General features: G+C 31.5%; 29 protein-coding genes and 1 pseudogene. All 30 read right to left on the reverse strand.

Features of this window, described 5'->3' with window-relative positions; genetic code table 11:
• Positions 1-151: 151 nt before the first annotated feature.
• The 30 genes and pseudogenes from L3B96_RS11535 to L3B96_RS27230 all read right to left on the reverse strand — a co-directional run bounded on the left by L3B96_RS11535 (position 152) and on the right by L3B96_RS27230 (position 24893).
• Entirely contained in the window at positions 152-565 is a 414-nt protein-coding gene (locus L3B96_RS11535) for a hypothetical protein (RefSeq protein WP_238861018.1), read from the reverse strand.
• A gap of 253 nt (positions 566-818) precedes the next feature.
• Entirely contained in the window at positions 819-1040 is a 222-nt protein-coding gene (locus L3B96_RS11540; RefSeq protein ID WP_238861020.1) for a hypothetical protein, read from the reverse strand.
• Positions 1041-1136: 96 nt separating this feature from the next.
• Positions 1137-1559, reverse strand: coding sequence for a hypothetical protein (locus L3B96_RS11545; RefSeq protein WP_238861022.1), 423 nt, complete (start codon positions 1557-1559; stop codon positions 1137-1139).
• Positions 1560-2126: 567 nt separating this feature from the next.
• On the reverse strand, positions 2127-2912 hold the full coding sequence (locus tag L3B96_RS11550; RefSeq protein WP_238861024.1) for a GH25 family lysozyme: 786 nt from the start codon (positions 2910-2912) through the stop codon (positions 2127-2129).
• A gap of 63 nt (positions 2913-2975) precedes the next feature.
• Positions 2976-3416 carry a hypothetical protein gene (locus L3B96_RS11555; RefSeq protein ID WP_238861025.1) on the reverse strand — a complete coding sequence of 147 codons (441 nt, stop codon included), beginning with the start codon at positions 3414-3416 and terminating at the stop codon, positions 2976-2978.
• Positions 3417-3431: 15 nt separating this feature from the next.
• Positions 3432-3668: a hemolysin XhlA family protein gene (locus tag L3B96_RS11560; RefSeq protein ID WP_171788494.1), complete on the reverse strand. Its 237-nt coding sequence runs from the start codon at positions 3666-3668 to the stop codon at positions 3432-3434.
• 142 nt (positions 3669-3810) lie between these two features.
• Positions 3811-4812: an Ig-like domain-containing protein gene (locus tag L3B96_RS11565; protein ID WP_238861027.1), complete on the reverse strand. Its 1002-nt coding sequence runs from the start codon at positions 4810-4812 to the stop codon at positions 3811-3813.
• A gap of 46 nt (positions 4813-4858) precedes the next feature.
• Positions 4859-6313, reverse strand: coding sequence for an Ig-like domain-containing protein (locus L3B96_RS11570; RefSeq protein ID WP_238861029.1), 1455 nt, complete (start codon positions 6311-6313; stop codon positions 4859-4861).
• 258 nt (positions 6314-6571) lie between these two features.
• Complete coding sequence (locus L3B96_RS11575; RefSeq protein WP_238861031.1) at positions 6572-6745, reverse strand: hypothetical protein; 174 nt, start codon at positions 6743-6745, stop codon at positions 6572-6574.
• Positions 6746-6779: 34 nt separating this feature from the next.
• On the reverse strand, positions 6780-7058 hold the full coding sequence (locus tag L3B96_RS11580; RefSeq protein ID WP_238861033.1) for a hypothetical protein: 279 nt from the start codon (positions 7056-7058) through the stop codon (positions 6780-6782).
• A gap of 29 nt (positions 7059-7087) precedes the next feature.
• Positions 7088-8212, reverse strand: coding sequence for a hypothetical protein (locus L3B96_RS11585; protein WP_238861035.1), 1125 nt, complete (start codon positions 8210-8212; stop codon positions 7088-7090).
• A gap of 34 nt (positions 8213-8246) precedes the next feature.
• Positions 8247-9266: a hypothetical protein gene (locus L3B96_RS11590; protein ID WP_238861037.1), complete on the reverse strand. Its 1020-nt coding sequence runs from the start codon at positions 9264-9266 to the stop codon at positions 8247-8249.
• 40 nt (positions 9267-9306) lie between these two features.
• Positions 9307-9549 carry a hypothetical protein gene (locus L3B96_RS11595; protein WP_238861038.1) on the reverse strand — a complete coding sequence of 81 codons (243 nt, stop codon included), beginning with the start codon at positions 9547-9549 and terminating at the stop codon, positions 9307-9309.
• Between the two features lie 300 nt (positions 9550-9849).
• Complete coding sequence (locus L3B96_RS11600) at positions 9850-10035, reverse strand: hypothetical protein (RefSeq protein ID WP_238861040.1); 186 nt, start codon at positions 10033-10035, stop codon at positions 9850-9852.
• A 1-nt stretch (position 10036) separates the two neighbouring features.
• Positions 10037-10318 carry a hypothetical protein gene (locus L3B96_RS11605; protein WP_238861042.1) on the reverse strand — a complete coding sequence of 94 codons (282 nt, stop codon included), beginning with the start codon at positions 10316-10318 and terminating at the stop codon, positions 10037-10039.
• Positions 10319-10330: 12 nt separating this feature from the next.
• Positions 10331-11893: a phage tail protein gene (locus tag L3B96_RS11610; protein ID WP_238861044.1), complete on the reverse strand. Its 1563-nt coding sequence runs from the start codon at positions 11891-11893 to the stop codon at positions 10331-10333.
• A gap of 12 nt (positions 11894-11905) precedes the next feature.
• On the reverse strand, positions 11906-12541 hold the full coding sequence (locus tag L3B96_RS11615) for a putative phage tail protein (RefSeq protein WP_238861046.1): 636 nt from the start codon (positions 12539-12541) through the stop codon (positions 11906-11908).
• Entirely contained in the window at positions 12538-13668 is a 1131-nt protein-coding gene (locus L3B96_RS11620) for a baseplate J/gp47 family protein (RefSeq protein ID WP_238861048.1), read from the reverse strand. The genes L3B96_RS11615 and L3B96_RS11620 overlap by 4 nt, the downstream gene beginning before the upstream one ends.
• A 4-nt stretch (positions 13669-13672) precedes the next feature.
• Positions 13673-14113 (reverse strand): DUF2634 domain-containing protein, encoded by a 441-nt coding sequence (locus L3B96_RS11625; RefSeq protein ID WP_238861050.1) that lies wholly within the window; start codon positions 14111-14113, stop codon positions 13673-13675.
• Positions 14106-14453, reverse strand: a complete 348-nt coding sequence (locus L3B96_RS11630; protein WP_238861051.1) for a hypothetical protein — start codon at positions 14451-14453, stop codon at positions 14106-14108. The genes L3B96_RS11625 and L3B96_RS11630 overlap by 8 nt, the downstream gene beginning before the upstream one ends.
• On the reverse strand, positions 14446-15462 hold the full coding sequence (locus L3B96_RS11635) for an XkdQ (protein WP_238861053.1): 1017 nt from the start codon (positions 15460-15462) through the stop codon (positions 14446-14448). Before L3B96_RS11635 ends, L3B96_RS11630 begins: the two co-directional genes overlap by 8 nt.
• A 4-nt stretch (positions 15463-15466) precedes the next feature.
• Entirely contained in the window at positions 15467-16153 is a 687-nt protein-coding gene (locus L3B96_RS11640) for an SH3 domain-containing protein (RefSeq protein ID WP_238861055.1), read from the reverse strand.
• Positions 16154-16267: 114 nt separating this feature from the next.
• The gene (locus L3B96_RS11645; RefSeq protein WP_238861057.1) at positions 16268-16924 is read right to left on the reverse strand and encodes a hypothetical protein; all 657 of its coding nucleotides are present in this window, start codon (positions 16922-16924) and stop codon (positions 16268-16270) included.
• A gap of 32 nt (positions 16925-16956) precedes the next feature.
• Positions 16957-19731, reverse strand: a pseudogene (locus L3B96_RS11650) (phage tail tape measure protein); the annotation flags it as partial.
• A 196-nt stretch (positions 19732-19927) separates the two neighbouring features.
• Positions 19928-20866 (reverse strand): hypothetical protein, encoded by a 939-nt coding sequence (locus L3B96_RS11655; RefSeq protein ID WP_238861061.1) that lies wholly within the window; start codon positions 20864-20866, stop codon positions 19928-19930.
• A 160-nt stretch (positions 20867-21026) separates the two neighbouring features.
• Positions 21027-22016, reverse strand: a complete 990-nt coding sequence (locus tag L3B96_RS11660; protein WP_238861063.1) for a phage tail tape measure protein — start codon at positions 22014-22016, stop codon at positions 21027-21029.
• 172 nt (positions 22017-22188) lie between these two features.
• Positions 22189-22620: a hypothetical protein gene (locus L3B96_RS11665; RefSeq protein WP_171788505.1), complete on the reverse strand. Its 432-nt coding sequence runs from the start codon at positions 22618-22620 to the stop codon at positions 22189-22191.
• Between the two features lie 71 nt (positions 22621-22691).
• Positions 22692-23108 carry a phage tail tube protein gene (locus tag L3B96_RS11670; protein ID WP_011968974.1) on the reverse strand — a complete coding sequence of 139 codons (417 nt, stop codon included), beginning with the start codon at positions 23106-23108 and terminating at the stop codon, positions 22692-22694.
• Between the two features lie 19 nt (positions 23109-23127).
• Positions 23128-24570 carry a phage tail sheath family protein gene (locus tag L3B96_RS11675; protein ID WP_238861065.1) on the reverse strand — a complete coding sequence of 481 codons (1443 nt, stop codon included), beginning with the start codon at positions 24568-24570 and terminating at the stop codon, positions 23128-23130.
• Positions 24570-24893, reverse strand: a complete 324-nt coding sequence (locus L3B96_RS27230) for a hypothetical protein (protein ID WP_275297167.1) — start codon at positions 24891-24893, stop codon at positions 24570-24572. Before L3B96_RS27230 ends, L3B96_RS11675 begins: the two co-directional genes overlap by 1 nt.
• Positions 24894-24896 lie beyond the last annotated feature (3 nt).

Raw genomic sequence — 24896 nt, forward strand, 5'->3', positions numbered from 1 at the left:
CATTAATCCAACAACTACATATCTCATCTTAACCTTATTAATATTATGCAAAATGGATTGGTGGCAGCTTCGGCTGTTGCTTTTTTAATTATTTCAAAATATTTTTATACATAAAAATAAAGCTAGGAAATTAATCCTAACATATAGAATATTATTTAATTTTCATAAATGCATCTTCATATTTTTTAGCCTCATCTGGATTTAATTTTTTATCAAGTCTTAATAATGCTCCTGCATCATTTACGTAGTTATATTCAGCTACTAAAGGCATTTTCTTACCTATATTATCAATGTATTCTTTTCTATTAGTAGCGTCTTCCTTATTAGCAAATACCTCTATACTACCATTGGTAAAAGTTACTTTAGATGTATATTGATTTGGTCTACCCAACAACTGATTTTTATCATTCTCGGTAGTTGTAACTTCCATATTCTCAATAGTAACTCCAGCATCTTTTAGCATATTTCCGTATTCTTCAGCTGTATATTTCTTTGCTGAGCTCCCACAACCTACTATAGTAAATAGTAATAAGCTGCATAATAAAATACTAAGTATTTTTTTCATTATTATTCCCCCTAAATGTTTTTCTAAATATAATTGTATATTATTTGGAAACTTTGTCAAATACAATAAGATCTAAATTATGAGCTGTATTATAAAAGAAAGTCATATTAGAATAAATTGGGTAGTAAATTTAATGTTATTATGTATTGGCTTTAATGCATATTTCTTAACATTATACAAACAATATAATTGCTCAAACCTAGAAATTTAGATACTTAATCGAAGAAAAGAGATAGCACTCCCATTCTTTTTGCTATCTCTTTTTTATACTTGAACCAATTGCTAATCCCAAACACATACCAATACACATGCCAGTACTAATATTTTTGAAAATCAACTGACCTACAGCAATCCCAAAACAAATCCCTAGGCACATTCCTACTGCCAAATAATTATCTTCTTCTTTTTCTTCAGAACTTTCATTTTTTTCATCATCAATCTTTGTATTTTTATTTTCCTTATCCTTTTGATCCATAATTTCATTCTCCCCATATTTCTATTATATAAATAATCTTTATTTCACAATAATTTACCATTACGCAGAAAATAAATTTAGCCTAATAACTTTTATTTAAAGTCCTTCATTTACTACTTTCCAATTGCTATCTTTATTTTCTCTTGTCAATAAAATGAACCTTGACTGTTTACAACCATCTTCATCCTTAGTAGCAACTAAGAAGAAAATTGAATTGCTATTCCTATATTTTGAGGTATCCCTTCCTATAAAAGCCTTATATATTTCGTCCTTTTCATCATTACTCATACTATAATTTATATTTTCAATATCATGTGGCAGCTTAATATGCTTATAATACTCTTTAGCAACTTCTTTTGCTTCTTCAACGTCTTTGTCTGTAAAAGTTGGCCACTCATTATTATTAGATATTGATATCTCTTGATCTGCATTTTCTTTTTCTGCTTTTGCTTGTAAAATATTTGTACAACCACAAATAAGCATGAAACACAAAAATAATACAAATGCTAATTTTTTCATTATTACGTATCCTCCATTAGCTATTAATTGCTATCTAATAACTTACCATTATAAATCAATTATAACATATATTGTTTATCTTATATTTCTTGACCTCAATAATCAATTTAAGTTATACTAATTATGCAAAATGGACTGGTGGTGACTTAGGTCGCTGCCTTTTCACTTTTTATAATTTTACGTATAATTTATTCAAATAGTGTTAATAACTAAAACATAACATTAATTAATCCAAAAGAGATAGCTTTACTGTCATTCACCTGATTCTTTAGCTATCTCTATTTTGGCGCAAAAAAATAAGGGTAATAAAGATTTCTCTTTACTACCCTACAAGACTTAATGCTTAAAAATAATCTATAATTATATTGGGAGTCTAACGCTATCTACTATCGCTGTTAGCTTTGTGTGTAATATTATACTATCATAGTTCCACAGATTATACAAGACTATTTTTATCTGATTTATAATAATTATTATACTAAAACAAAAAGATAGACTAAGTATTTCTACCTAGTCTACCTTTACTAAACAGAGTATATACAATTTAGTAATAATCATTATACCATATTACTTTATATCATAAAACCAGCTTCCCAAAGTTTCTTTTAGCTCTAGGCATTTGCTCATGGATATATTCTGAGTTTCAATCCACACCCCCTTCTCATTCCCTCTAAAATAACACCTAACTCCTGTAAAATATTGGAGTACATAGTCAGAATCAACACCTTCAAATTCATTATTTCCTTGATAACCATTAGGTAAATAATTTGTAACAACATATCCAGTAGTTTTATTTAATATTCCTTCATTAAATTCATTCATATCACAATCAGTATTTATTCCACTTACTGATCCTGTTTCACTATATTGATGTCCTACTCTATTACTAAAGAAATTAGAATTTAATTTCCATGGAGTATTGTTATAATTTGCTTCCCATAATGGACAATCTGCAATTCTATTATCTAAATTATCCATAAAACTAGTGTAAGTATAAATACCTATTTGCATATTAGACAACTCTTTGAATTTAGCAATGAATCTTAATATATAGTCCATTAGACCATCAAAATTAGTTTCTACATCTAGCATAGGAATTAGATCATTAGCTTTATCCTTAATAGCATTATAAAAACTATTTGCTTGAGTTTCTGGAGCACTGGTTCCAACTAAGAAATGATAGAATCCTGTTCTTAAACCTGCGTAATGTGCATTTGAATAATTAGTATCTAAATAACTATCTTTATATGTTGTTCCTTCTGTAGCTTTAATATAAACAGCTTCTACTCCTTCTGTTTTTACTTGGTTAAAATTTATATTTCCGTTATGATTACTTACATCTATACCTTTCATTTATATCTTCCTTTCTTATTTTAAATATAAAAATAAGAGTAACCCATAAAGGCTACTCTAGAATTAAGCTGTTACTTGTTGTGTGCTTACATCAGCAGGTTTTACTAATAACGCTTGTACTTTATCAAATTGTTCTGTTAATGCTGCTAATTCAGCTTTTAGATTTGTATTATCATCCTTCAACTGCTTAATTAAGGTAGAATTATCTACAACAGCAGTTTTTCCTTGATTTATCTCCCCTGCAATTGCTTGCCTAATTTCTGCAACATCATCTTGGCTTAATTCTGGAAACTTAACTAATAACAATTTATCAAACTGATCTGCCTTAGATAATACTTTTTCTTCTACAGTTTTGCTTATTCTAAAATTCTCATCTACTATGTTCCAAATAGCTTTTCCTACAGTAACATAATTTTTGTTCTTTAATATTACTTCTTCTAGCCCACTTTTAACTAATTTACTTTCTAATAACTTAATTATTAACTTTAATGCTGTTCTTATCATTTTATATACCTCCAATTATTTATTAAATATTCCTGTTTGAACTGCATAAAAAAAGAAGCTAATTAAAGCTCCTCCCATTGCAGTTATAAACCACTTCATCATACTAGTTAAGTTTTTCAGATTTTCACATAAGTTCTTTAATTCTGTCTTTAGTTCCCTCCCATCCTGTTCAAGCTTATCAAGCCTATCGCCATGATTATTAAGCCTTCTTTCGTGAGTTTCAATTTTGTCTTTTACTAATTCTTCATTCATATTACACCTCTTTCTACTAGTTATTTTCATATAGCAAAAGACACCTACACTTTTGTAGATGTCTTTAGTTCACTTACTATTATAAATGATTCTAGTATTAATTTTTTATAGTTATTATTTAGGATTTCTAAAATTTTTAATTTTACCTTACTTCAAACCAATCTATTTTATCATGTACCACATAGTCTATATAATCACCTTTTTTGAATTTATACACTGGTGATTGTGAATCATCTAAATCTCTGTTTTTATACCAATTTGTAAAATTAGTTATTTCTTGACTTGAAACATCATAGCTTTTTATATTTCCATCCACTAATTCTATGAATAACGTTCCATCTCCTGTAGGATCTTGAGGTTCAGTTGGGTCAGTAGTTTTTGGAATTACATTTACTGTACATGATTCACTTATATTACTTCCGTCATTTATTGTTGCTGTTATTGTTGTCTGACCTTCTTTTACTCCTGTTACTTTACCATTTGAATCTACCGTTGCTACTGATTCATCTGAAGATGACCAATTTACTTGTGCACCTTCTGGTGTAGTTGTAGCAATTAAATCATCTATTTGCCCTACTTGTAAGCTATCTGTAGATTTATTTAATGATATAGACTCACTATATGGAAGTAATTGTCCTGTTGAGTCTATATCTACTGCATCAAACATTAATGAACCATTTTTAAATGTTATTTCAGCAGTATGAACTCCTGGTGTAAGTCCTAATTTTTCATAATTTAAAGCTTGTTCAACTGTATAACCATTTTTTGCACGTTTTTGGCTAAATGTTTCTGATTTTCCATCAATAGTTATAACTCCAGCATCAGTATATTTATCCATTATTGTTCCTATTAGCCTAATTTTAGTCCCATTAAAGTTAAAATTTATTTTATTAGATATTGGAGTATGAGAAAAATGTATATAACTATTATAAGCGTATACGTCCGAGCCACTTTCCCATTCTTTTCCGGTGTACGATATTTCTATATCCTTATCATCAAATCTTTGCCATCCGTCTTCTGGTTGGGCTAATCGTTGTCCAACAGTAGCTGCACTAGCAATATTATCATTCTGAATTACTCCACCACCTATAATAGTGAATAATATAACAAACATTAAGCCCATTTTCTTAAAGTAATCTTTCATTTATCATTTCTCCCTTATTTTATCGTGATTCCAATCAGTCATATATTTAAAGAATTACAGTAGCTGGTACTTTAATTGTAACTGTTGCACCTGGAGCAATCTCCCCAACATTAACTATAATATTTTTAGATGTTGAACTTGTATCAACTGTACCTTGAGTTGTTGTTATTCCATTTACTACAAAATCAATATGATTAGGAGCAGGATCATTTACTACTACTGCTTTAGCTGTCTTTGTACCAGTATTAGTTACTACTATAGTATATGTAAAATTATCTCCTACCCATACGTCCTTTACATCTGCTGTTTTTACTACACTCAATGTAGTATCAGCTGCTCCATGAAATATAATTGTAACATCTCCGCCAGCATTATTAGTGTTATCACCTTTTGCATGAGCAATATTAACTATTTTCTCTGAATCTGTTGGATCTGGATCCGGATTTGTTGGTTCAGAAGTTTTTGGAATTACAGTTACTACACATGTTGCAGTTAAACCATCAGCAGTTGTTGCTGTAATTGTTGTTTGTCCTTCTTTTAGAGCCGTAACTTTACCAGTTGAGTCTACTGTAGCTATTGAAGAATCACTTGATGTCCAATTTACTGTCGCTCCAGCTGGTGTTGTTGTAGCAACTAAATTATCCGTTTCGCCTGCAACTAAAGAATCAGATGTTTTATTTAATGCTATAGTTGAGGTTATTGGATTTGTTGTAACGTTGACTGTACATGACGCACTTACATTATATCCATCATCTATGGTTGCAGTGATAGTGCAACTTCCTTCTCCTACTGCTATTACTTTCCCCGTAGTCGAATCATATTTTGCAATTGATTCATCTGAAGATTTCCATGTGGTCACCAATCCTACTGGATTTGTTACTGCTATTAATGTTTGTGAATCATTTACTGTTAAATCTATTGATGACTTATCTAATGATATTGACTTATCATAGTCATAAGGCAATAAAGATCCAGTAGAATCTATATCTATGGCGTCAATATATAGCCTTTGATAAGAATTATCAGTGCCTTGATCTATTCTTACACTATGAACGCCATCACTAAGACCTGTTACCTCAAATTCTAAACATTGATATATAGTTCCTCCATACTTTGTTGAAAAATTATAAACTGTCCCATCTATAGTAATTTTACAATTATCAGGATATCCACCATATCCCCATCCTATAAGTCTTAATTCAGTTCCTTTAAATCGAAAATTAGCATACGCTTCAATATTCGCATTATTTGATGGCAAACCTGTACCATGTGCACTCCCATTATATAAATTAGTAACTGTTGCTGTTCCCCAATAATTTTCAGGTAAATACTGTATTTTACTATCAGTATCATCATATCTTCGCCAACCATCCTCTGGCTGAACTAATTGCTGTCCAATTGTAGCAGCATTAGCCACATTACCATCTTGAATTACTCCAACACCAATAATAGCTAATAACATCACAAAGATTATACTAAACTTCTTAAAGTAATTTTTCATTTATCATTTCTCCCTTATTAAATAATTTGAACAATAAATGAACGCGCGTTCTTTTCTTTATATTTATAGTAACTTCTATACCAATTTAATCCAAGTAAAATCGTAATACAAATTCTTTTATATATTCAAAATCAAGTAATTTTTTACAAATATAAATATAATCTTTCTAAAAGTAACATTTTTAAATAAGCAATAGAAAAACACCTTATTGATGCTAATCTATTACTTATCCCATTTTATTTACTATATCCTATTTTTCTATGATGCAGTACTTTCTGTGGTTGTATCTTCCATAGCTCCCATATCTACAAGGACTAATTTTACCTGTTCTTGTAAATCCAAAAGATTAGGAACATCCTTATATTCGTAAGTACCTCCTACTATTAATGTAACCCATACTTTTACGCATCCACTATTTTTGTTAAATTGCATTTTAAACACTCTCCTTAAGATCAAATTTATTATACTAAGCATTTGTATTTCCCATTGCTACTGTACTTGTTAACTCTGCATTTGCTTCTGCTAAGTCATTTACTTGTTCCTTTAAAAGTTCTAATTCTGATTTTGGTATATCTTCATATATTGGTTCGTTTGGTGTAATGGAAACATCAATACTTTTTATAGTTTTCCCCACTGGAACTTCTACTTCTAAATAATTAATACCTACTTGTGGTATTCTATTGTTATCTGATGTTAATTGTAAATATACATGACCTACATTGTCATATATTACTAATGTTTTCATAATTGTTCGCTCCCCATTTTTAATTAAATTTATTCCCAAGCATACCAATACCAAGTATTACTACCTGTATCATTTCTTGTGAAAAAGTTATTTCCAACACTACCTACTGAAGTACCAGTTCCACTCAGGTTATAGAACGTATTTGGATCAACAACACTAAAAAGAACACTCTTTATTAAAGCGTTAGCAGCACTATAATTCCAATACATATAAACTATACTAGGTTTAAAGGGTAAATTTATTGTAACTGCACCATTATTTCCAACAAATGAACCACTTTTAAATTGTCTTCCACCTAGACTTTCTATCGATGCATTTCCAACTACTCCAAATATACTTTTACCACTTATTATATTAGTGGCTATAAAGTTAGCATCCGTAATTGTTACATTATCATTTGCACCGTCTCTATAACCTTCACTTGCCTTTAATTTTAGAGTAGTTCCACTAACACTACTAGATACACATGCTGTATCACCTGATCTGTCCACCATTGTACCTGTTACTTTTGCTCCATTTTTATAAGCTGTTTCTCCAGCAAGTATATGATTAGCAACAACTGTTGCATCTGCTGTATCTACAACGGAAGATTTACCTGCAACGCCATCTATAGTAATACCTGCTCTTATATTTCCTGGAACTAATAAAGATAAATCAAGACCTCCAACTACACCAGTGTCATTATCATTACTAAAAGTTTTATTTTTACGTACATCAGACGCTAGTGCAGTACCTTCTGCACTAGCTTTGATAAAAAAACAATCACCAGTTGAGTTATACCAAACTGTATAAGCCTTTCCAGCCATAAGGTTTGGAACTGTTTTAGTATTTGGTTTATAAAGTAGTTTTCCATTTATAGTTGTGACAGCTCCACTGTTATTAGTACTTGCGATAAAAGTTACAGCCAGTCCATTTGTCATTGTTTGATTTATTTTTAAAGTTATTGCTGTCCCTGTTCCACCTGCAGTTTGAAAATTTAAATCTGATACCTGATTATTAATTACTTCTAAATCTGCTTGTTTAGCAAATTCAATATTATTTTTTCCATCTCCCACAAAAAACTCCTTTGTATCAGTCGTAAACGCTGGCTCTCCAGCATCTAAAATTGGTAAATTGGCTTTTAGTCCTCTTTTAATTTGTATTTTATTTGACATTTACCTTTCCTCCTTGCATTTTTTATCTTCTCTATTAAAATGTTCCGCCATCTATGCTATTTATAGTTGCTGCTATTGAAATATTAGCTGATCCGTCAAAACTTGCAGAACCTGTTACATCACCGACTAATGATATGTTTATTGGATTTGCTAATTTTGTAGCTGTTCCGGCATTCCCAGATATATTTGTCTTATCTCCAAGAGCTTTAGTTACAAACTCAGTAGTAGCAATTTGCGTTGTGCTAGTTCCCTTTACTGCTGTTGGTGCTACTGGTACTCCTGTAAATACTGGATTGGTGAACATTGTTTGCTTTGATTCATTTGTTACATTTCCAAGTCCTACATCTGATGAATTAAGAACAACTACACCTGTTTTTCCTGCAACACTTAATACTGAATCAACTGGAGTAAGTAATTCTTGCCAATGGCTTAATACAGTTGCATCAGCAGTTTTTAATATAAAAGATTTACTTAAATCTGTTCTTACTGCAATATCTCCTACTTGTACATTTAATTTCAACATTTCTGCTTCTGTTGCTACAACAAAGGTATCTGTTATAGCTATTGCTGGTAATACACTCGAATCTAATTTTCCACTATTATCTAATACCGGTACGTTTCCTGAGGCAGTTCCTACATTTTTAGATGCAGCTGTTCCAGCATCGCTAATTTTAGTTAATGTCAATGAAGGTATATCATCTGCTGTTAATCTCGAACCATCTATTACATTACCTTTTTTATCAACTGTAACCCTAGTATAGGTTCCTGCAATTACTCCAGATGCTTTTTCAGTTGTTACTATTGTTACATCACTGCTTCCATCAAATAAAACACTTCCTGTAATATCACCACTTAAGGCAATTGTTCTAGCTGTATTTAATTTGTCTGAGCTTTCTGAATTTGTTGGTATATCTGGATTGATTAAGACTTTATTGCTGCCATTTCCCACGTAAAGTTTTCCTGTATCCAATACAAAGGCTGGTTCACCAGCTTCCAATGTTAAACTTCCTAAACTTGCATTATTTCCTCTTTTAATTTTTAATGTTTGTGCCATTTTATATCACACTCTCTTTCATTTAATTATTTTCACCTTTTTAAAAAATTCCACAGTCAATAGGATTTATAGCATCCTGAACTTTCAAAACCGATGAATCAATTCCATCTAACCTCGCTCCTAAATTTGAATATGTTCCCCTTGCAGTTTCAACTTCTGCCCTTAACTCTTTATCCCTTACATCTTCCACAGTTGAACCACTCAATGTCTCATCTTGACTAATTAAAACTAAATCTGTTAAATTTGGAACTACTTGATTTAAATCTTTAATTTTAATATCCATTTTAATTCCTCCTTGTATAATTAAATTATTTCCTTGAAAAAGAGCTCTTTTCCTGATTTGTTTTTAGTATTAATGTTCTAAATTATTTTCAATAAAAATCAATGCATTAAACTTTTATCTTCACTTATTATTATAAATAATGTGATACTAAAATTCTTATAGACTTTCTATACCGTTTCTATAATATTCTTATAATTTTTCTATAGTAAAAAATAACCATAATAAAAAGACTAGATATATCTCAATCTAGCCCCAAAAATTCAAATAAGGAACTTCTTTTATTTACTACTTCCTACGCACCTATGATGCAGTTACTGGTGTTATTAAATTTGTAAATTCTGCATACTGCTCTGTTGTGACTTTATCTCCTGCAAGAAATATATCCATAGTTTCTTGAATTGTCGTAAAATCTTTTACCTCTTTCTTTAATTCTGCATTAATCCTATTTCTTAAAATATTTCCTAAGAGTGTTTGAATAGCTGTCATTTTACATTCCTCCATTTATTATTTTATTTTTTTCTATTTCTAATATTGAATTTTCTATTTCTGTTATAGTAGCTTTATCTGAACTTGCCACATATTCTGATATATCTGAAATTCTATTACTTAATTCTTGAGTTTCTTGTTTTTTTTGTTGAGTTTGCAAGTCAATAAATAATAAAAAATTTCCTTCTGTAATATTTTGCTCTTCTATTAAAATCAATTCACTACACTCTGCTAAAATATTTAGTCTTTCTTCTTCTGTTTTATATTCATATTTATATTCCATTCTTTATTCCTCCTATTTAGAGAACATACTATAAGTATTGGAATTACCACAAGTTATGGTGATATCATCTACTTTAACATATATGCCTGACGTATATCCTGATTTCACATATATTGATATTATATCTCCTACTTCGACAGAAATATCTTCCGTATAAAAAAGGGAAGAACTTGATGGTGGTACATGGTATACGCCTCTAGCAACATCATTGACATATATTTGTGCAGCCGTTGTACTAGCATTATTAAATAATAATCTAAAATTTACTGTGACTGTACCTCTCGCTAACGTACTTGTAAATGAACAAGCTTTAGTCATATTGACTGCATAGAGTAGGTACGAATCAGCATTACTGTTATACAATTCTTGTGTTGTACCAGCTATAAATGGTGTTAAATTTTCATGAGTTCCAACTAATCCGAGTACATTTTTATTCTTAACAATATTAGCCGCTATAAAATCCTCATCTGTAATTGTTACATTGTCATTTACACCGTCTCTATACCCTTCACTAGCTTTGAGTTTTAAAGTTGTTCCACTAATACTACTTGATACACATGCTGTATCACCTGATCTGTCCACCATTGTACCTGTTATCTTTGCTCCATTTTTATAACATGTTTCTCCTGAGAGCATATGATTAGCAACCACTGTTGCATCTGCTGTATCTACAACACTTGACTTACCAGTAACTCCGTCTATAGTAATACCAGCTCTTATATTTCCTGAAACCAATAAGGATAAATCAAGATCTCCAACTATGCCAGTGTCATTATCATTGCTGAATGTTTTACTTTTACGTACATCAGATGCTAGTGCAGTACCCTCCGCACTAGCTTTGATAAAAAAACAATCACCTGTTGAGTTATACCAAACCGTATACGCCTTTCCTGATATTAGGTTGGGTGATGTTGTTGTTCCTGGTTTATATAATTTTTTACCATTTATAGTTGTTGCAGCTCCGCCATTATTAGCACTTGCTATAAAAGTTATTGGATATCCAGTTACTAACGTTCCTTTAATTGTAAGTGTTATTGCTGTAGCTGATCCACCTACTGCCTGATATACCATATCTGACAATTGCGTATTAATGCTACTGATAGAATTACTTATAATCTGAATATCTTTTTTAGTTGCTATTATTACATTAGGATCAACTTTTAAAGTTATACTAGATGAATTACTTACTTCTAAAATAATTCTTATAGATAAGTCTTTTGTAGTTCCCTCTGCTGCAACTGGTTTATACGTTGCTGCCATCTTAGCAATAGCAATTAAATCTCCATCTTCATCAAAAATACCCGCCTCACGAATGAAAAACCCACCATCGCTAGCTGGTATTGTAGTTTCAGTAACTATCCAATTTGAATTTGTCTCATCAACTGTAACAGCACCAATATTTCCTTCCCACACTTTATTTATTAATGATGTTTGATTTTCTGTTGGTTCATAATAAGCTCCATTGCCATCTCCTACTTTTAAAGTCTTAAAGTTTACTTTAGTGCCTAGTGCTGCTGAGTTAGCAATTTTAGCCTTACCTGTTGTCGTCAATATCGTATAAAAATTTTCAGCCAAATTTATTCCCCCTTATTTAGGATATGTTGTAATACATTCTGCCCCTGAACTTTGAATTATGCCTATTTCAAATTTACCTTTTGACTCAATATCTTTCGGTGCCCAAGGATACACTTCAATACTTTCTCCTGTCACTATAGCTAAGTGATAATATATATCCGATTGAAGAATAGATATTAAATTATATTCAACGGCTAAATGAGATGGCTTTATTCTCTTTACAGTATTATATAAATCCTTCAAATCGTTTGGAAATCCTGTGTAGCTCAGCAATTCAACTTTGAATGTATATGGTGCTATATTTTCTTTTATATCTATATCTGCTGACACAAAGTTCTTTAATATATAAGCCATTTTTTCTGGATTAATAATAGTTTTACTTTGTAATTTAGTTAATATTTTAGCTCTTCTTGTTGTTATTTCTTCATTGTGATTAGTAGTAATGTTTAGCCTTTGCTCCCATATATCTAATCCCCATGTAGCAGTTTGCAGAAAAAATTGTAGTAATAAATCATCTGCTAAATCACTTGAGCTATCAGCTTCACTTCCTATAGCCTCAAAGATCCCTTTCATTATTACATTTTGATCATATATAGGTGACACAGAATTTAACATTTCTTGTCCTTTTTTTGAATCTATATTAATCATGTTACATTAATCACCTCTCCCATTACTGGAACTTGGTCTGAAAGCTGAATATTTGATATTCCGCTATTTACTGTTAAGTTATCAAAATCTTCAATACCTTCTTCTAATAAAATATAAGATCCTATAATGGTATGAATTGCATTATAATTAACAATTCCATTAATTTTAATCTTCTTTAAATAATCACTAATCTTATCTTTCAATGCACTAAAAATAGATGTTGCATCAAATCCTTCTGTAAATATAAATTTAGCACTTACGTTAATTTTTAATGTTGAAGGTGTAGCTATAGTTACAGTTGCACCAATAGGAGCTTTTCCGCCTCTATTTTTACTTGGAAGTTTATCTGGATAAATATAGTTCTTTACAGCATTAATAAGTTCATCTGTAGCTGCATCACCATTCTTATCTAATATCAAAACTTTAACAGTACCTGGACCATTCCACTCTTCGATTACATATGCAGATCCAACACCATCTACTTCTAGCGCCCATCTTTCATAATCGCTATCAGCTCCGCTTAATTGATCCTCTTGCTCAGCTGCTATAATTCTCTCTCTAAAATGTTCTTCGTCTTCTATGTCAGTTCCACCTGTAAATTTTTCTAAATTAGTTATGGATTTAACTTCATCAATACTAGAAAATAATATTGTCACAGTGTTTGGTCCTACATTTCCAATGGCTCCTGCTGTTAAACATTTTACTGGCACTGTAGCCACTCCTGTACTATCTATTGTTACATTTTCTACTACTTCAAATTGAATTGATTCTTTTTCATCACTTGAAGGCGTACCAGCTATTTTGCCTTTTAAAATTGTAGCTCCTGGTATCCCTGTCACTTGTATATTGCCTATAGATTTTGTTGGAATATTCTTATATAATCCCTTGCATTCACCTAAGTATTCTAAATATTTACCTGTAGCAGTTTGAGTGTACGCCATTTTTAATATATTTTGCAATTGGATCTTTAATAATCTTTCTTTTTCTTCTGCACTAGGCCTTGTAGCATCCCAATAAATATCTCCCTCTATTGTTGAAATATTATCTGGTGCCTTTGCTAACATCCTAGCGTGAATATCATTAGCACTTTCATTTAGAAAATCCGGGATAGCTAATTCACTGGCCATCTAATCACCCCACTTTTTCTTTACTATTAAGCACTTGTGTTTGTCCTTGTATAGACTTTACTTCATACTCGTAGTAAACTTCACCATTTCCCCACTCAAAGGAAAAATTATCTACACTGCTTGTCATAGGATGCACCATTAATGCTTCTTGAGTAACTCTCTTTATTTCTAATTCTATTGCCTTTTCATCCAAGCTTGAGCCTATAATATCTCTCCCATATCTATTAGAGTAGGCTCTGTACTTGTATCTAGCAGTAATCATAGCCTTTTGACACCATTGAATATAAGCTTCAAATTCATCTAATATTTTTATAGTTCCATCTGGATTTTTTATAAACTCTCCAGTTTCAAAATTAATTGCATATGATCCTTTAAATTTAGTGGTTAAGGGGTTATTCCCTAAGTCGGTGGATTGTAAACTTCCACTTGGAAATAAATTAGACATTTGAAACCACCCTTCCTATAACCACATTATCTGCTCCAAACTGAGCAACTAAAACCTTATCTCCTATATTTAATCTTGTAAGATTACTAGGTGTTTTAATTTCATGAGAATGACTTGGATCACCTGCTGATTCTGTATAATAGTTGTCTTCCATCTTTAAATAATCCAAAACCATATAATCAGTAAATTCATGTTTAAAATTGTCTAGCTTAAGGCCAGTCTCTGTTATACTTCCTAATGTAAGACCGGTTCCTTCTATAGCTCCTTCAATAGCCCCGCTTGTATTACTATCCATTAATCTTTTAATCTCATAAAATACATCTCCATCATTATTACTCACTATAGAATTTCCTCCTTACATCATCAATTTTCATGACAGTTAATGTCATTTTTCCTCCTGAACCTAAATTATGAGTTATATCAGTTATAATAACATCTTCATCATAAATACTGACTTTGTCTCCACTTCTTAGAATATTTATATCTTTACAACAATTAACTGTTTTACTTGATTCACCAGACGAAAAAAGACAATTAGCTTTAGCTTGTGCTTTAGCATAATCGTCTACTTTATCATCATCTACTATTTTTTGTAGCGTTCCATAAGTTTCAGTGTCTTTTTTAAATACTCCTATAATCGGAGATAATACAAGCTCCTTCTCATCTGAACTCCCAGAACTATCAGACTTGCTTTTTTCACCTTTTTTCTTTGCATCTTCTTTCCCAAGTACTTTAACTTGAGTTACTGCACCATCTAAGCTATCTTTTTCCTCTAACTCTTCAATGATATTATCTAATTTATAAATAGTTTCATTGGCTCCAAGCTTAATTATATCTAAACTTGTATTCATTCTTAGCTTATAAAGCTCTCCACCTTTTTGAGCTGTCTCTTTTAAGTCTTTCTTTATCATTCCATACAAGGACTCTTTTCTTTTATCTTTGGCCAATCCAGTTCCAGTTTCTATAAGATTACCTATAGGTATCCCCCAATCATCACAAATTATCTTAGTCCTTTGTGACGCTGTCTGTCCATCACTCCACAAGTATTCATCCTCAGACTCTTCAATAACAACTGTTCTTTCTTTTCCTGTTATTGTGATTTTCTTGGATTTTTTATTTTTATTTATCTCCCATATAATTCCGTTAAAAACTTGAGTATAAGATCCACTACTAAACTCATTATCAAAAAGCTCTATAGAATCCCCTTTATTAATACCTATACTTTCTAATTCTTGAGTTTCTATGAGAGATATATTTAATGTATAAGCTATTCCATCTATAGCTTCTTTAAGTGTTACAGACTCACTTAATATTTGTATTTTATATTTATTTTTCAAAACAAGTTCCATATAATCACACCTTTGTTACATAGTCTAAACATACAAAACCTCCATGATTTCCCCAGTATGTATCAGCCCAATTGCCATACTGTCTGAATATTGTTAATTGTTCACCATTATAAACTACGCCTAAAACATTGTTATCAGTTCCTGGTCCATCTCTTACATTCAATGCACTTGCAGTTACTTTAACCACATCGCCATCTACATATTGACTTGAATTATTATCTGCTCTATTATCCTGAAGACCACCTGAATAAGAACTTGAAGAGTTGTTTACTGTTTCAATTTTCAATTCCCTATAAGTTCTAAAAGTAATACTAAAGTAAATATCCTCTACTTCTCCGCCTCGTACTTCCGGTTCAAACTTACTTATATTAACTAACTCATTTATATTTAAATCTGTTATTATAAGCCTAACTGGTACATCTGCATCTATCCAAAACTGAATTGTATTAACATAATCAATAGGCATCATATTCGGAACATATCTACAATAGGAATCATATTCTTTTGGGAATAATGAATTAAAACTTATTTCTCTTATTTTGCTTCCCTTTTGAGAAATATCAACTTCTCCAAAATCTATAATATCTGCTGTTATATATTTTTTCTCTTTTGGATTAGATATCTTATCTAGTGGATTAACAGGAAATTGCAGAGTATAATTTTTTGATTCATCTTTTAAATATACATCCAATATCTCAGCTCCATTCCAAAATTAATTATAAAATAAAAAGCACCTATAATAAGTGCTTTTTATTTACCAATTGGATATTCTCTAACTAAACATTAATGACTTAATTATATAATTCTAATTTATTGTATTTGCGAATGGTTTATATTCTCCTTGATTTAACTTAAATATTATCGATCCATGTGATTTTTCATTTTTATCTCGGATAAAAATGCATATATCATTTATCCCAATCTCCTTCATTCGTGTTTCTTTCGTTACTGTTAGTGAACAGCTTTCTTCTTCTGTCGCATTTATGTTGTGTTGTAAATTCATAAATATAACTAATGATTTTTTATCATCTTTTCCATATATACTACTAACCTTCATACTCGGATAACTGCTCTCTATTTCTTTTATCAGATCATCATATGATTGTTTATTTTGTTCTGATTGCTCTTTGCATTCTTCATCATAAATGTTCTTTTCTTTTCTCAATCTCTCAATATCAGTTTTTATGCTTTGTCTTTCAGATTCATTCATTGAATCATATTTTTTATCTAAGTCGCTATATGTTGCATAATCATTATTGCCAATTAAATCCTCATATGATTTTTTTAATACTGCTTTTTCTTCTGCAGTAGGATTATATGTTGCTTGGCTTACACTTATGTTGGATGTTTGTATTACTTTCTTTTTATCAAAGCAAATATTCCAAGATACAAACCCAATAATAACGAATCCTATAATTATTAGAATTCCCAACGATGTTTTCCTAATTAACTTTTTATTCATTAATTAATCCTCCTTTTATACCATATATTTATCTATTTTTTAATATTTTTAAAAGCTTCTTTAAGCTTTCTTCCCACTTCATAAGTTACTTCTACAATTAATTTTTCAACATCTTGATTTCCACCATTAACTTGTACATCAACTTGAATAGAATTTCCATTCCCGCCAACAACTTGTACTTGTTGTGGTTGAGCTAACTTATATTGTCCTTGCTTAACTTGGAATGGTTCATTATTTTGTTCATTTCTGCCTTTTAATAATTTGACAGTTTGACTATTATTTAAAACTTTTTCTCCACCTTTGAAATTATAGAACCTTCTTCCTAACACTAGTTCCATTCCACGTTCTCCAACTGAATTTATTCCGGATTCTGCATTATCTGTACCATTATAATGTTGTGGTATATTCTTTATAACTTCTGATGCTGCATTTACCGCACTGTTTACTGCACCACTTCCTAATCCTTGGCCAAGGTTCGTTGCTATACCTGAAAATACGGCATTTATAGTTACTGTTGCAGCCTTACCATCAACACTATTAACTTCTTCTTTTACCTTTTGCATATCTGATATGGTATTACTAGCATTGCTATTAATATGAACATCTGCATCAGGAGGAATATCATCTATTGATCCTTTATATTGTTGCATAGTTGTTATTTGCCCTGAGGCATTGGAAGTTATCTGCATGTGTGTTCCATTTATATCTATTATTCCTGTAATTGCTCCATCTGTAGCGCCTTGAACGCCCTTCAATTGACCAATTACATTTCCTGTTGAACTAATTACTTGATTATTGGAATCTAATGTACTACCAGTAAGTGCACTTAGTGAATTTTGTATTCTTGATCTCTCTGACTCATGTGTTTCTCCAAGTTCTTTTACTTTTTGCTTCAGTTCATCAGTATATCCACCAGACCATCCAGCAGTTTTGCTCCATGCTCCATTGATTTCTCCAGTATCTTTATCAACTGTAGCATAAATATCTTCCATTTCCCCACTTGTAGTATTTTTAATCCTATACCAACCTTCTTGAGTAACTTGGTCCAAGTTTTGAAAATGGCTTTTTAAGTAATCTGTACCTTTATGCGCCACTATATCCTCATCACTAAATTTATCACCAGTTTTCTCATTAATCATACCTCTCGCATTTTCATAATGTTTGTATAGTGTTTCAAAATCTGTTTTTTTACTCTGATCAACTTCACCTAAAGCTTTATCTCTTGCTGCTGTATTTTCATCTATTGTTTTTTGCAATATAGCTTTCTTTTCTGGATCATTCTCTTGTTGTAGAAAGTATTTACTTTCACCAATAGTCGTATCATAATCTTTATGAATTTTTTCTTTTGCATCCTCATATTCTTTAATTCTTTCTTTAAGTACTTCACTTGCTCCATCTAATCCACTTACCTGTTCTGCTTTTCTTGTAAATTTATTATCAGCATATTCTTTTTCTCCTGCATTTTGTGCATTAGCATATTGAAGTTTAATCTTTTCTAATTCGGCTGCTTTTTCTTTTAATAGTTCTATATCGCTATCTAATATTTTCCCATGATCCTTTATAGCATCATCACCGATTTTATACATTTCATTTCTTATTTCAAGTTCTTTATTTGCACCATTCTCAAAATAAGTATTTATATAGTCTATGGTGCTTTGTTCAGCTGTACTTGTTACACCATCAAGGCTAAATGTTTTTTCAAATTCACTTTTAATTTCAGATTGTCTTTCTCTTATTGCGCTAATTCCCTCATAAGCCATATCGTTAGCCCAGTTCTTTAATTGATTATTTTCAGCTCCATCCAGTATGTTATCGCTTGTTATTCTATTTATATCCATCTCGATTTTTAACAAACTTTTTGATGCATCTTGAACACCTTTTTTAAAACTATCTGAAATGCCTTCTCCAAAATCATCATAAATAATACCTGCATCAACCATTTCTTTCTTTGACTTGTTTATATGGCCGTTTAATGCATTCATTACTTTTTCCATAGGTCCTAATTCTTCTGTAGTTGTTGTAACACTCTTCTTCATAAGATTGCTTTGCGCAACTGTTGCTGTCCCAATAAGTGCAACTGATGCAGCTATTGCAAGACCTGCTGGAGTAAATATTGCAGGTAATAACTTGCCTACTACACCTAATTTTGAAATTTCTCCCGCTGCTTCAGCTATTTCTGTAGATATCTTAGCTCCTTTAACTATTCCTACTAGACTACTAATTCCTGAAATTGTATTACCTATTTTCCCAGCTACGCTCAAAGCTGTAAATGCAGCACCTAACCCTATTACTATTTCTGCTAGTGATTTAATTTCTTCAGTATGTTTACTTACATAATCGACCATTTCAACAATCTTATCTGTAAGTGCTGGCATTTTTCCTGTTAACCATGTTACAAATTGCTTTGCATATGGTGCTAATTTCTCACCTAAAGTAATTTGCATATGTTCAACTGCTGCTTTAAGCTTAATCCATTGTCCTTGCAAATTATCAAGTTTTGTATCGGACATTTTTTGTGCAGCTCCATTAGCATCTTTAAGCTGCCTACTTAATTCACTAACACTCTTACCGCCTTGATTCATTAATGCAAGTACTCCAGACATAGATTCTGTACCAAATATTGTACTTATTACATCTGCTCTCTTTTGACTTGTTAGCTTTCCTAATGAACCATTTAAGTTATCTACAACATCGCTTAAAGGTTTCATATTACCATGTGCATCAAAGGCATTAATTCCATACATTGACATCATATCTGCTGCATCTTTAGTCGGACTCGCAAGCCTAGCCATTGTTTGCCTTAATACTGTACCCGATTGAGCATATTGTTATCGTAAAGGTTCTTTATCCTTTACATCTTATAGTTTCCTATAAGCTCAGACTATCTCTTAACCTTCAACATTACTTGCTAAGGTTCTGACCGCTCGTGGATATTTCTGCATATAAAAAAGATACTCTTATATTAAAATATACAAGAATATTTTCTTACGTAGCTTACTTTATCTAGTCGTTACACCTTCCTAAAGTTTCCTTATAGGCTTGGCTCGGTATTGTCATATCTATATTGCTTAGTTTGTTTTGAAGTTCATTTATAATTTTTTCCTTGAAAAGATTATATTTCTCTGAACGATTATACTTTATCCTAATTAAATTTATATTATTTTTACTGCAATAACCATTTTTAATCACATCGCTCATTTTTGTTTGTTTGAAATTATCCATTCCAAACTTAGGAGTGAAGTGTTGTGCGCCATCAAATTCAACCAAACAAACCAAATCATTATCATTAAATATTGCAAAATCAAAAGATAAAGCTCTTTCTTTTCCTATACACTCAGCAATTTTATACTCACGCTTAAATTTAATATTATTTTCTTCAAGCCATTCTCTTATAACCATTTCACCCCTAGACTCAGTCTCACATTGACATCTTACTCCTGTTACTATGAAATGGTATGGTCTTATTTTAGATATAGCTCCACATTTGCAGTGCTTTAATATTAAATTTACATTTGCTTTTACATAACCTTTTATTAATTTATATCCTTCTTTTTCACAAATCTCTTTTATTATTTTATTTTTTTCATCTGGTTTGCCTTGTGTCTGTCTATTCCCTTCTGATGATTTTATATATCTTTCTTTAGGACATCTTTGACCACTATCCAAAAAAGCATTTGGTTTCATTTCAAATATATTTCCACACAAATTATGTTTTATTCTAATTTTAGTAGAATTATTTACATACTCCCCTAAAACACTATATTCATTTCCTGTTAATTCAAACACTTTTTTCTTAAACCATTCAGTATCTTTCTTTAGATTGTTTGCACATAACGGACAACCATGACCATTTATGAAACTATGAGGACTTGTTTCCCAAGTATATCCACATACATTATGTTTCACTAATATTTTGGTTTTTGAGTCAATATACTTCCCCAATACTTCAAAATTATTTTTATGAACTTCTTCAACTCTTCTTAATAAATTCTGTATGTTCCATTTTCTTTGGCATATAACCACCTACTTCTATAGATGATTATATTTAATTCAAATATTAAAAGCAATATAAACTTAGAGTTCACCGAATTAAATCAGTTTTTTAAGCTGCGAATTTCTTCACAACTGGCCCACAATTTTTATTTAAGCCTTTTATATTAGCATTAGAAAGTAATCCTACAGCAGCTGCAGTATCTTCAAGACTTATTCCTAATGATTGACTGACAGGCGCGCAATACTTCATCGCTTCTCCTAAATCTGTAACATCTGAATTAGTTGCACTAGCACTTAACGCTAATACATCAGCTACATGGGATGAATCTTTCGCATTTAAGCTAAATGCTTTTAATGTACCACTTGCTATATCTGTAGCTGATGCCAAATCAAGATCTCCAGCACTTGCAAGATTTAATAGACCTGGCAATGCACTTATTGTTTCATTAACACTAAATCCCGCTTGTCCCAATAATTCTTCAGCTTGTGTAACATGTCTAGCACTCCATGCAGTTGTAGAACCAAACTTCTTAGCTGCAGCATCTAACTGCTCCATCTGTGAATTAGTTGCATTGGTTACTGCCTTAACGTTCGATAATCCTTTTTCATATTCAGAGTAAGTTTTTATCGATGTGCCAAGGCCTATTCCCCCCGCTGCTATTACACCTGCAGTTCCAATAGATATTATCTTTTTAGCTCCTGTCTTAATCCATCCGTTAATTTTATTCTCAATTCCAGTTATAACTTTACTGGCTTCATCTTTAGCTTTAACTACTACATTTGCCTGCTTTACCTTTTTTGTTTTACTTTGTATTTTATCGACTACTGATGAAGCTTCATCCTTGATTTTTGCTGTTAAAGTCATACTAGTGCTTTTTAATTTATTAACCTTAGACTCTAACTTTTCTATTTTACTTGATGCCTCATCTTTAAGCTTTGCAGTAGCATTCGCAGTTATTTTACTTAACGCCTTTGTTTTCTTCTCTATTTGTTGAGTCATTTTTTCAACTGCAGTAAGTTTACTTTTTGATTCTGAGTCTCCTGAAACTCCGACTTTTATATCAAGCCTGTATACTTCTTTATTAGCCAGAATTATCACCTCCCAGCTTTTGGGGTAGCTCGTTTATTATTTTGCTCTACCTCATATGAAGAAAAGGCTAAGATTAACCTCCTAGCCATATCATTTCTTTCTACACCATAAAACTCGTCAGGGCAGATATTATGCATTGTAAATAAGTTATACAATGCGGTTATATCTCCGCCCCAACTTATTAGTTTTTTATATCTTCTTTTTCCTCTAATTCATCATTAAATCCGCTTAACTCCAGTACTTTATTAGCTAAGAATGATATTTCACCTGCTAAAAGTTTTTTTCTTATATATGCTTTTCCGTCACTAAGATTAAGTGGCTCTATTAACTTTGGATTATTCCAATTAAAGTTAGTTGTAGCACCAACAATAAGTGCAGCATCAAAGTCAGCATTATTTAATTTAGTCTCATTTCTTCCATTAATCTTTCGTTTAGTTGTACATTCTTCTCTTAATCTGCTAATTTCCTTTTCGGTTAATCCTTTAAGTTGTATTTCTACTCCTAACCTTGGCACTTGGATAATAGCCACCGGAACATCATGAGTCTCAAGTAATTTCGCTAATATATCCTCTTCCTTCATTGCTAACACTTCATCTTTTTCATTTTTCTTCATAATAAAATTCCTCCTAAAAATTCACTATATAATAATAGCAAGGTACACTGCCCCTTGCTTGGCCCTATATTTTATTCAGCTTCTATTGGATCTACAAGCTCATATCCACTAAATACAAATGGTGTTTCTGTTTCACAAATATCACCAGCTTTAAAGTTAACTAAGCTAACTTTACTAGCTTTACAATTTTTTAATCTAATTCTTTCAGCTCCATAGGCTTCTGGATCGTCTAGCTCTGCAAGTAATTCAAACTTCTTAAAGCCCTGCTTAATCATGTCTGATGTAACTTTATAACCCTTTATAGTTCCTGAACCTTTTTTAGCTCCAGCTTTATTATCTTCCCATTCACTTCCACATGTAATAATTGATTTCATATCTGTTTCAACATCAGCAGTACATTCACTAACGTTGTTATGCCATTTACCATCAAGATAAATTTTGCCATAAGTTCCAGAGCAAACTCTGCTCGCATCTAATACATCATTCATTTATATCACCTTACCTTTCCTATTTTGTAACATTTCCAGTACCATAAACTCTTTTAATAACATCAAGATAAGTAGCATCCCATTTCCAAAAGAATTCATCTGACTTGGCATTTGCTTGTAATTCCGTATCAATCTCAACTGTAAAATCATCTTTAATTACACCAGCTGCAACTAAAGTCTCAAAGTATTGCTTTAAAGCTATAATTATTAATGTTCTACCTGTATCATCATTAGTTACTTTTCCTACGAAATCTTTTCTCTTAAGTGATGTATCGCCATCTACAGCATTCATAAACTTTATTGCTCTTATACTTCCAAATACCTCTGTCTTATCATCTGTATAATTCTTAAAGGTATTAACATCGTCAACTACAATAACATCATCAGCATCTTTGGCTAATACTAATGTTCCAGCTGCTAGTGCTGCTGCAGTATCCGTTTTATTCAGTCTAGGTTGTATGTCGTCAAAGATAGTAACTGCGTTGCAAATGCTATCTTTTAACCCTGCTGCTGTTGCTAATGCTGCTATATAAACTGCCACCTCTGAACTTGTATATGTATCACCATCATAAGTAGCACTTGTAGCAAAAACATTGACTATATCTTCATGATTAAATTCTTTTGATCTGCTATTTGCCTGTTCTAATGAATAATTGCTTTGTGGTCCACCTACAAAAGCAATTATATTTGTTCCCTCTTCTTTATTTTTAATTACCCAAGCCTTTACACTTGCTTGAAGTGATTGATCTGAAATTCCATCTAATGTGAATCCATCCATGCCATATCCTTCGAATGCACTCATTGCGTCTACATAGTGTTCATTTGTTATTCCAGCAGTACCATCATTTCCACCTGTTAAAGCTTGATTTGCTACATTACCTATTGTTCCTGTAGCTCCTGAAACTTTAGTCGCAATAAGGTATTCATTTTCTATGTTTGAATTAATAGCAGCAATTATTTCATCTATAGCTCCACTTATAGCACTCATAGAAAATAATTGAGTTGCTCCCTCATATAATATAAAGTCTACCTTAGACGAATCAGCTATATTATTTCGAATAGTAACATTGAACTTTCTTGTAGTTGGATACTTAGTCTCAAGTTTAATTGCATCTGCAGGTGTTGATTCATTATTCTTAAGATTTAACGTAGCAGTCTTTTGTGAACCATCTACAAGTCTATAAAATAAAACTGCTTTAGGCTGCCCAAGTAAAGCCAATTTTCCTAATCTATACGCAGTATAATCAGGATCTTCTCCAAATGTTTTCTTTAATGTGTTTTCTGACGTTGATGTTACAGTTATAGCTGTAACAGTATTAACAGGCCCCCAGTTAGCTTTAACCGGCATAGCTAAAATACCATGAATACCTGTCCCAATTCTTTCTTGTGCCTTATTCTTAAATCTGTTATACCACCCTGGTATAGTTGGCTTATTTTTTTCATCCCAGTTACCTGTTGCCATTATTCAACCTTCTTCCCTAAAAATTCTTTAACCATTGCTTCAAATTCTGTTTTTGTAAGTTCAGATTTTTTGCAATTAAATAAAGCACCTGCAACTACTTCTTTCTTGTAGCCAAGCGCTTTACTATTATCTATAAATTCTTGTATTGAGTATGTTGGTTCGTCATTTATTATCGTTTGACTTGCCACTATAGTTTCCTCCTTATTATTAAATTCTTCTTTAGATTGATTTTGTTCATTATCTGCTGCAGTGTCATATGGTTCTGAATTTATATTATTATTTTCATCAGAAATTTCTGAAACATTTGCTTCGACATCCTCCACAAA

The sequence above is a fragment of the Clostridium sp. YIM B02569 genome, from assembly GCF_022320765.1.
Taxonomy (GTDB): Bacteria; Bacillota; Clostridia; order Clostridiales; family Clostridiaceae; genus Clostridium; species Clostridium beijerinckii.

What these genes read in the sequence shown, in the direction of transcription:
- L3B96_RS11540 (WP_238861020.1), bottom strand. Translation starts at nt 1,040, where the DNA reads ATGGATCAAAAGGATAAGGAAAATAAAAATACAAAGATTGATGATGAA.
- L3B96_RS11560 (WP_171788494.1), bottom strand. Translation starts at nt 3,668, where the DNA reads ATGAATGAAGAATTAGTAAAAGACAAAATTGAAACTCACGAAAGAAGG.
- L3B96_RS11670 (WP_011968974.1), bottom strand. Translation starts at nt 23,108, where the DNA reads ATGAATGATGTATTAGATGCGAGCAGAGTTTGCTCTGGAACTTATGGC.
- L3B96_RS11605 (WP_238861042.1), bottom strand. Translation starts at nt 10,318, where the DNA reads ATGGAATATAAATATGAATATAAAACAGAAGAAGAAAGACTAAATATT.
- L3B96_RS11550 (WP_238861024.1), bottom strand. Translation starts at nt 2,912, where the DNA reads ATGAAAGGTATAGATGTAAGTAATCATAACGGAAATATAAATTTTAAC.
- L3B96_RS11535 (WP_238861018.1), bottom strand. Translation starts at nt 565, where the DNA reads ATGAAAAAAATACTTAGTATTTTATTATGCAGCTTATTACTATTTACT.
- L3B96_RS11585 (WP_238861035.1), bottom strand. Translation starts at nt 8,212, where the DNA reads ATGTCAAATAAAATACAAATTAAAAGAGGACTAAAAGCCAATTTACCA.
- L3B96_RS11620 (WP_238861048.1), bottom strand. Translation starts at nt 13,668, where the DNA reads ATGGCCAGTGAATTAGCTATCCCGGATTTTCTAAATGAAAGTGCTAAT.
- L3B96_RS11545 (WP_238861022.1), bottom strand. Translation starts at nt 1,559, where the DNA reads ATGAAAAAATTAGCATTTGTATTATTTTTGTGTTTCATGCTTATTTGT.
- L3B96_RS11600 (WP_238861040.1), bottom strand. Translation starts at nt 10,035, where the DNA reads ATGACAGCTATTCAAACACTCTTAGGAAATATTTTAAGAAATAGGATT.
- L3B96_RS11595 (WP_238861038.1), bottom strand. Translation starts at nt 9,549, where the DNA reads ATGGATATTAAAATTAAAGATTTAAATCAAGTAGTTCCAAATTTAACA.
- L3B96_RS11590 (WP_238861037.1), bottom strand. Translation starts at nt 9,266, where the DNA reads ATGGCACAAACATTAAAAATTAAAAGAGGAAATAATGCAAGTTTAGGA.
- L3B96_RS11635 (WP_238861053.1), bottom strand. Translation starts at nt 15,462, where the DNA reads ATGGAACTTGTTTTGAAAAATAAATATAAAATACAAATATTAAGTGAG.
- L3B96_RS11580 (WP_238861033.1), bottom strand. Translation starts at nt 7,058, where the DNA reads ATGAAAACATTAGTAATATATGACAATGTAGGTCATGTATATTTACAA.
- L3B96_RS11645 (WP_238861057.1), bottom strand. Translation starts at nt 16,924, where the DNA reads ATGAATAAAAAGTTAATTAGGAAAACATCGTTGGGAATTCTAATAATT.
- L3B96_RS11575 (WP_238861031.1), bottom strand. Translation starts at nt 6,745, where the DNA reads ATGCAATTTAACAAAAATAGTGGATGCGTAAAAGTATGGGTTACATTA.
- L3B96_RS11570 (WP_238861029.1), bottom strand. Translation starts at nt 6,313, where the DNA reads ATGAAAAATTACTTTAAGAAGTTTAGTATAATCTTTGTGATGTTATTA.
- L3B96_RS11675 (WP_238861065.1), bottom strand. Translation starts at nt 24,570, where the DNA reads ATGGCAACAGGTAACTGGGATGAAAAAAATAAGCCAACTATACCAGGG.
- L3B96_RS11555 (WP_238861025.1), bottom strand. Translation starts at nt 3,416, where the DNA reads ATGATAAGAACAGCATTAAAGTTAATAATTAAGTTATTAGAAAGTAAA.
- L3B96_RS11565 (WP_238861027.1), bottom strand. Translation starts at nt 4,812, where the DNA reads ATGAAAGATTACTTTAAGAAAATGGGCTTAATGTTTGTTATATTATTC.
- L3B96_RS11615 (WP_238861046.1), bottom strand. Translation starts at nt 12,541, where the DNA reads ATGATTAATATAGATTCAAAAAAAGGACAAGAAATGTTAAATTCTGTG.
- L3B96_RS11665 (WP_171788505.1), bottom strand. Translation starts at nt 22,620, where the DNA reads ATGAAGAAAAATGAAAAAGATGAAGTGTTAGCAATGAAGGAAGAGGAT.
- L3B96_RS11625 (WP_238861050.1), bottom strand. Translation starts at nt 14,113, where the DNA reads ATGTCTAATTTATTTCCAAGTGGAAGTTTACAATCCACCGACTTAGGG.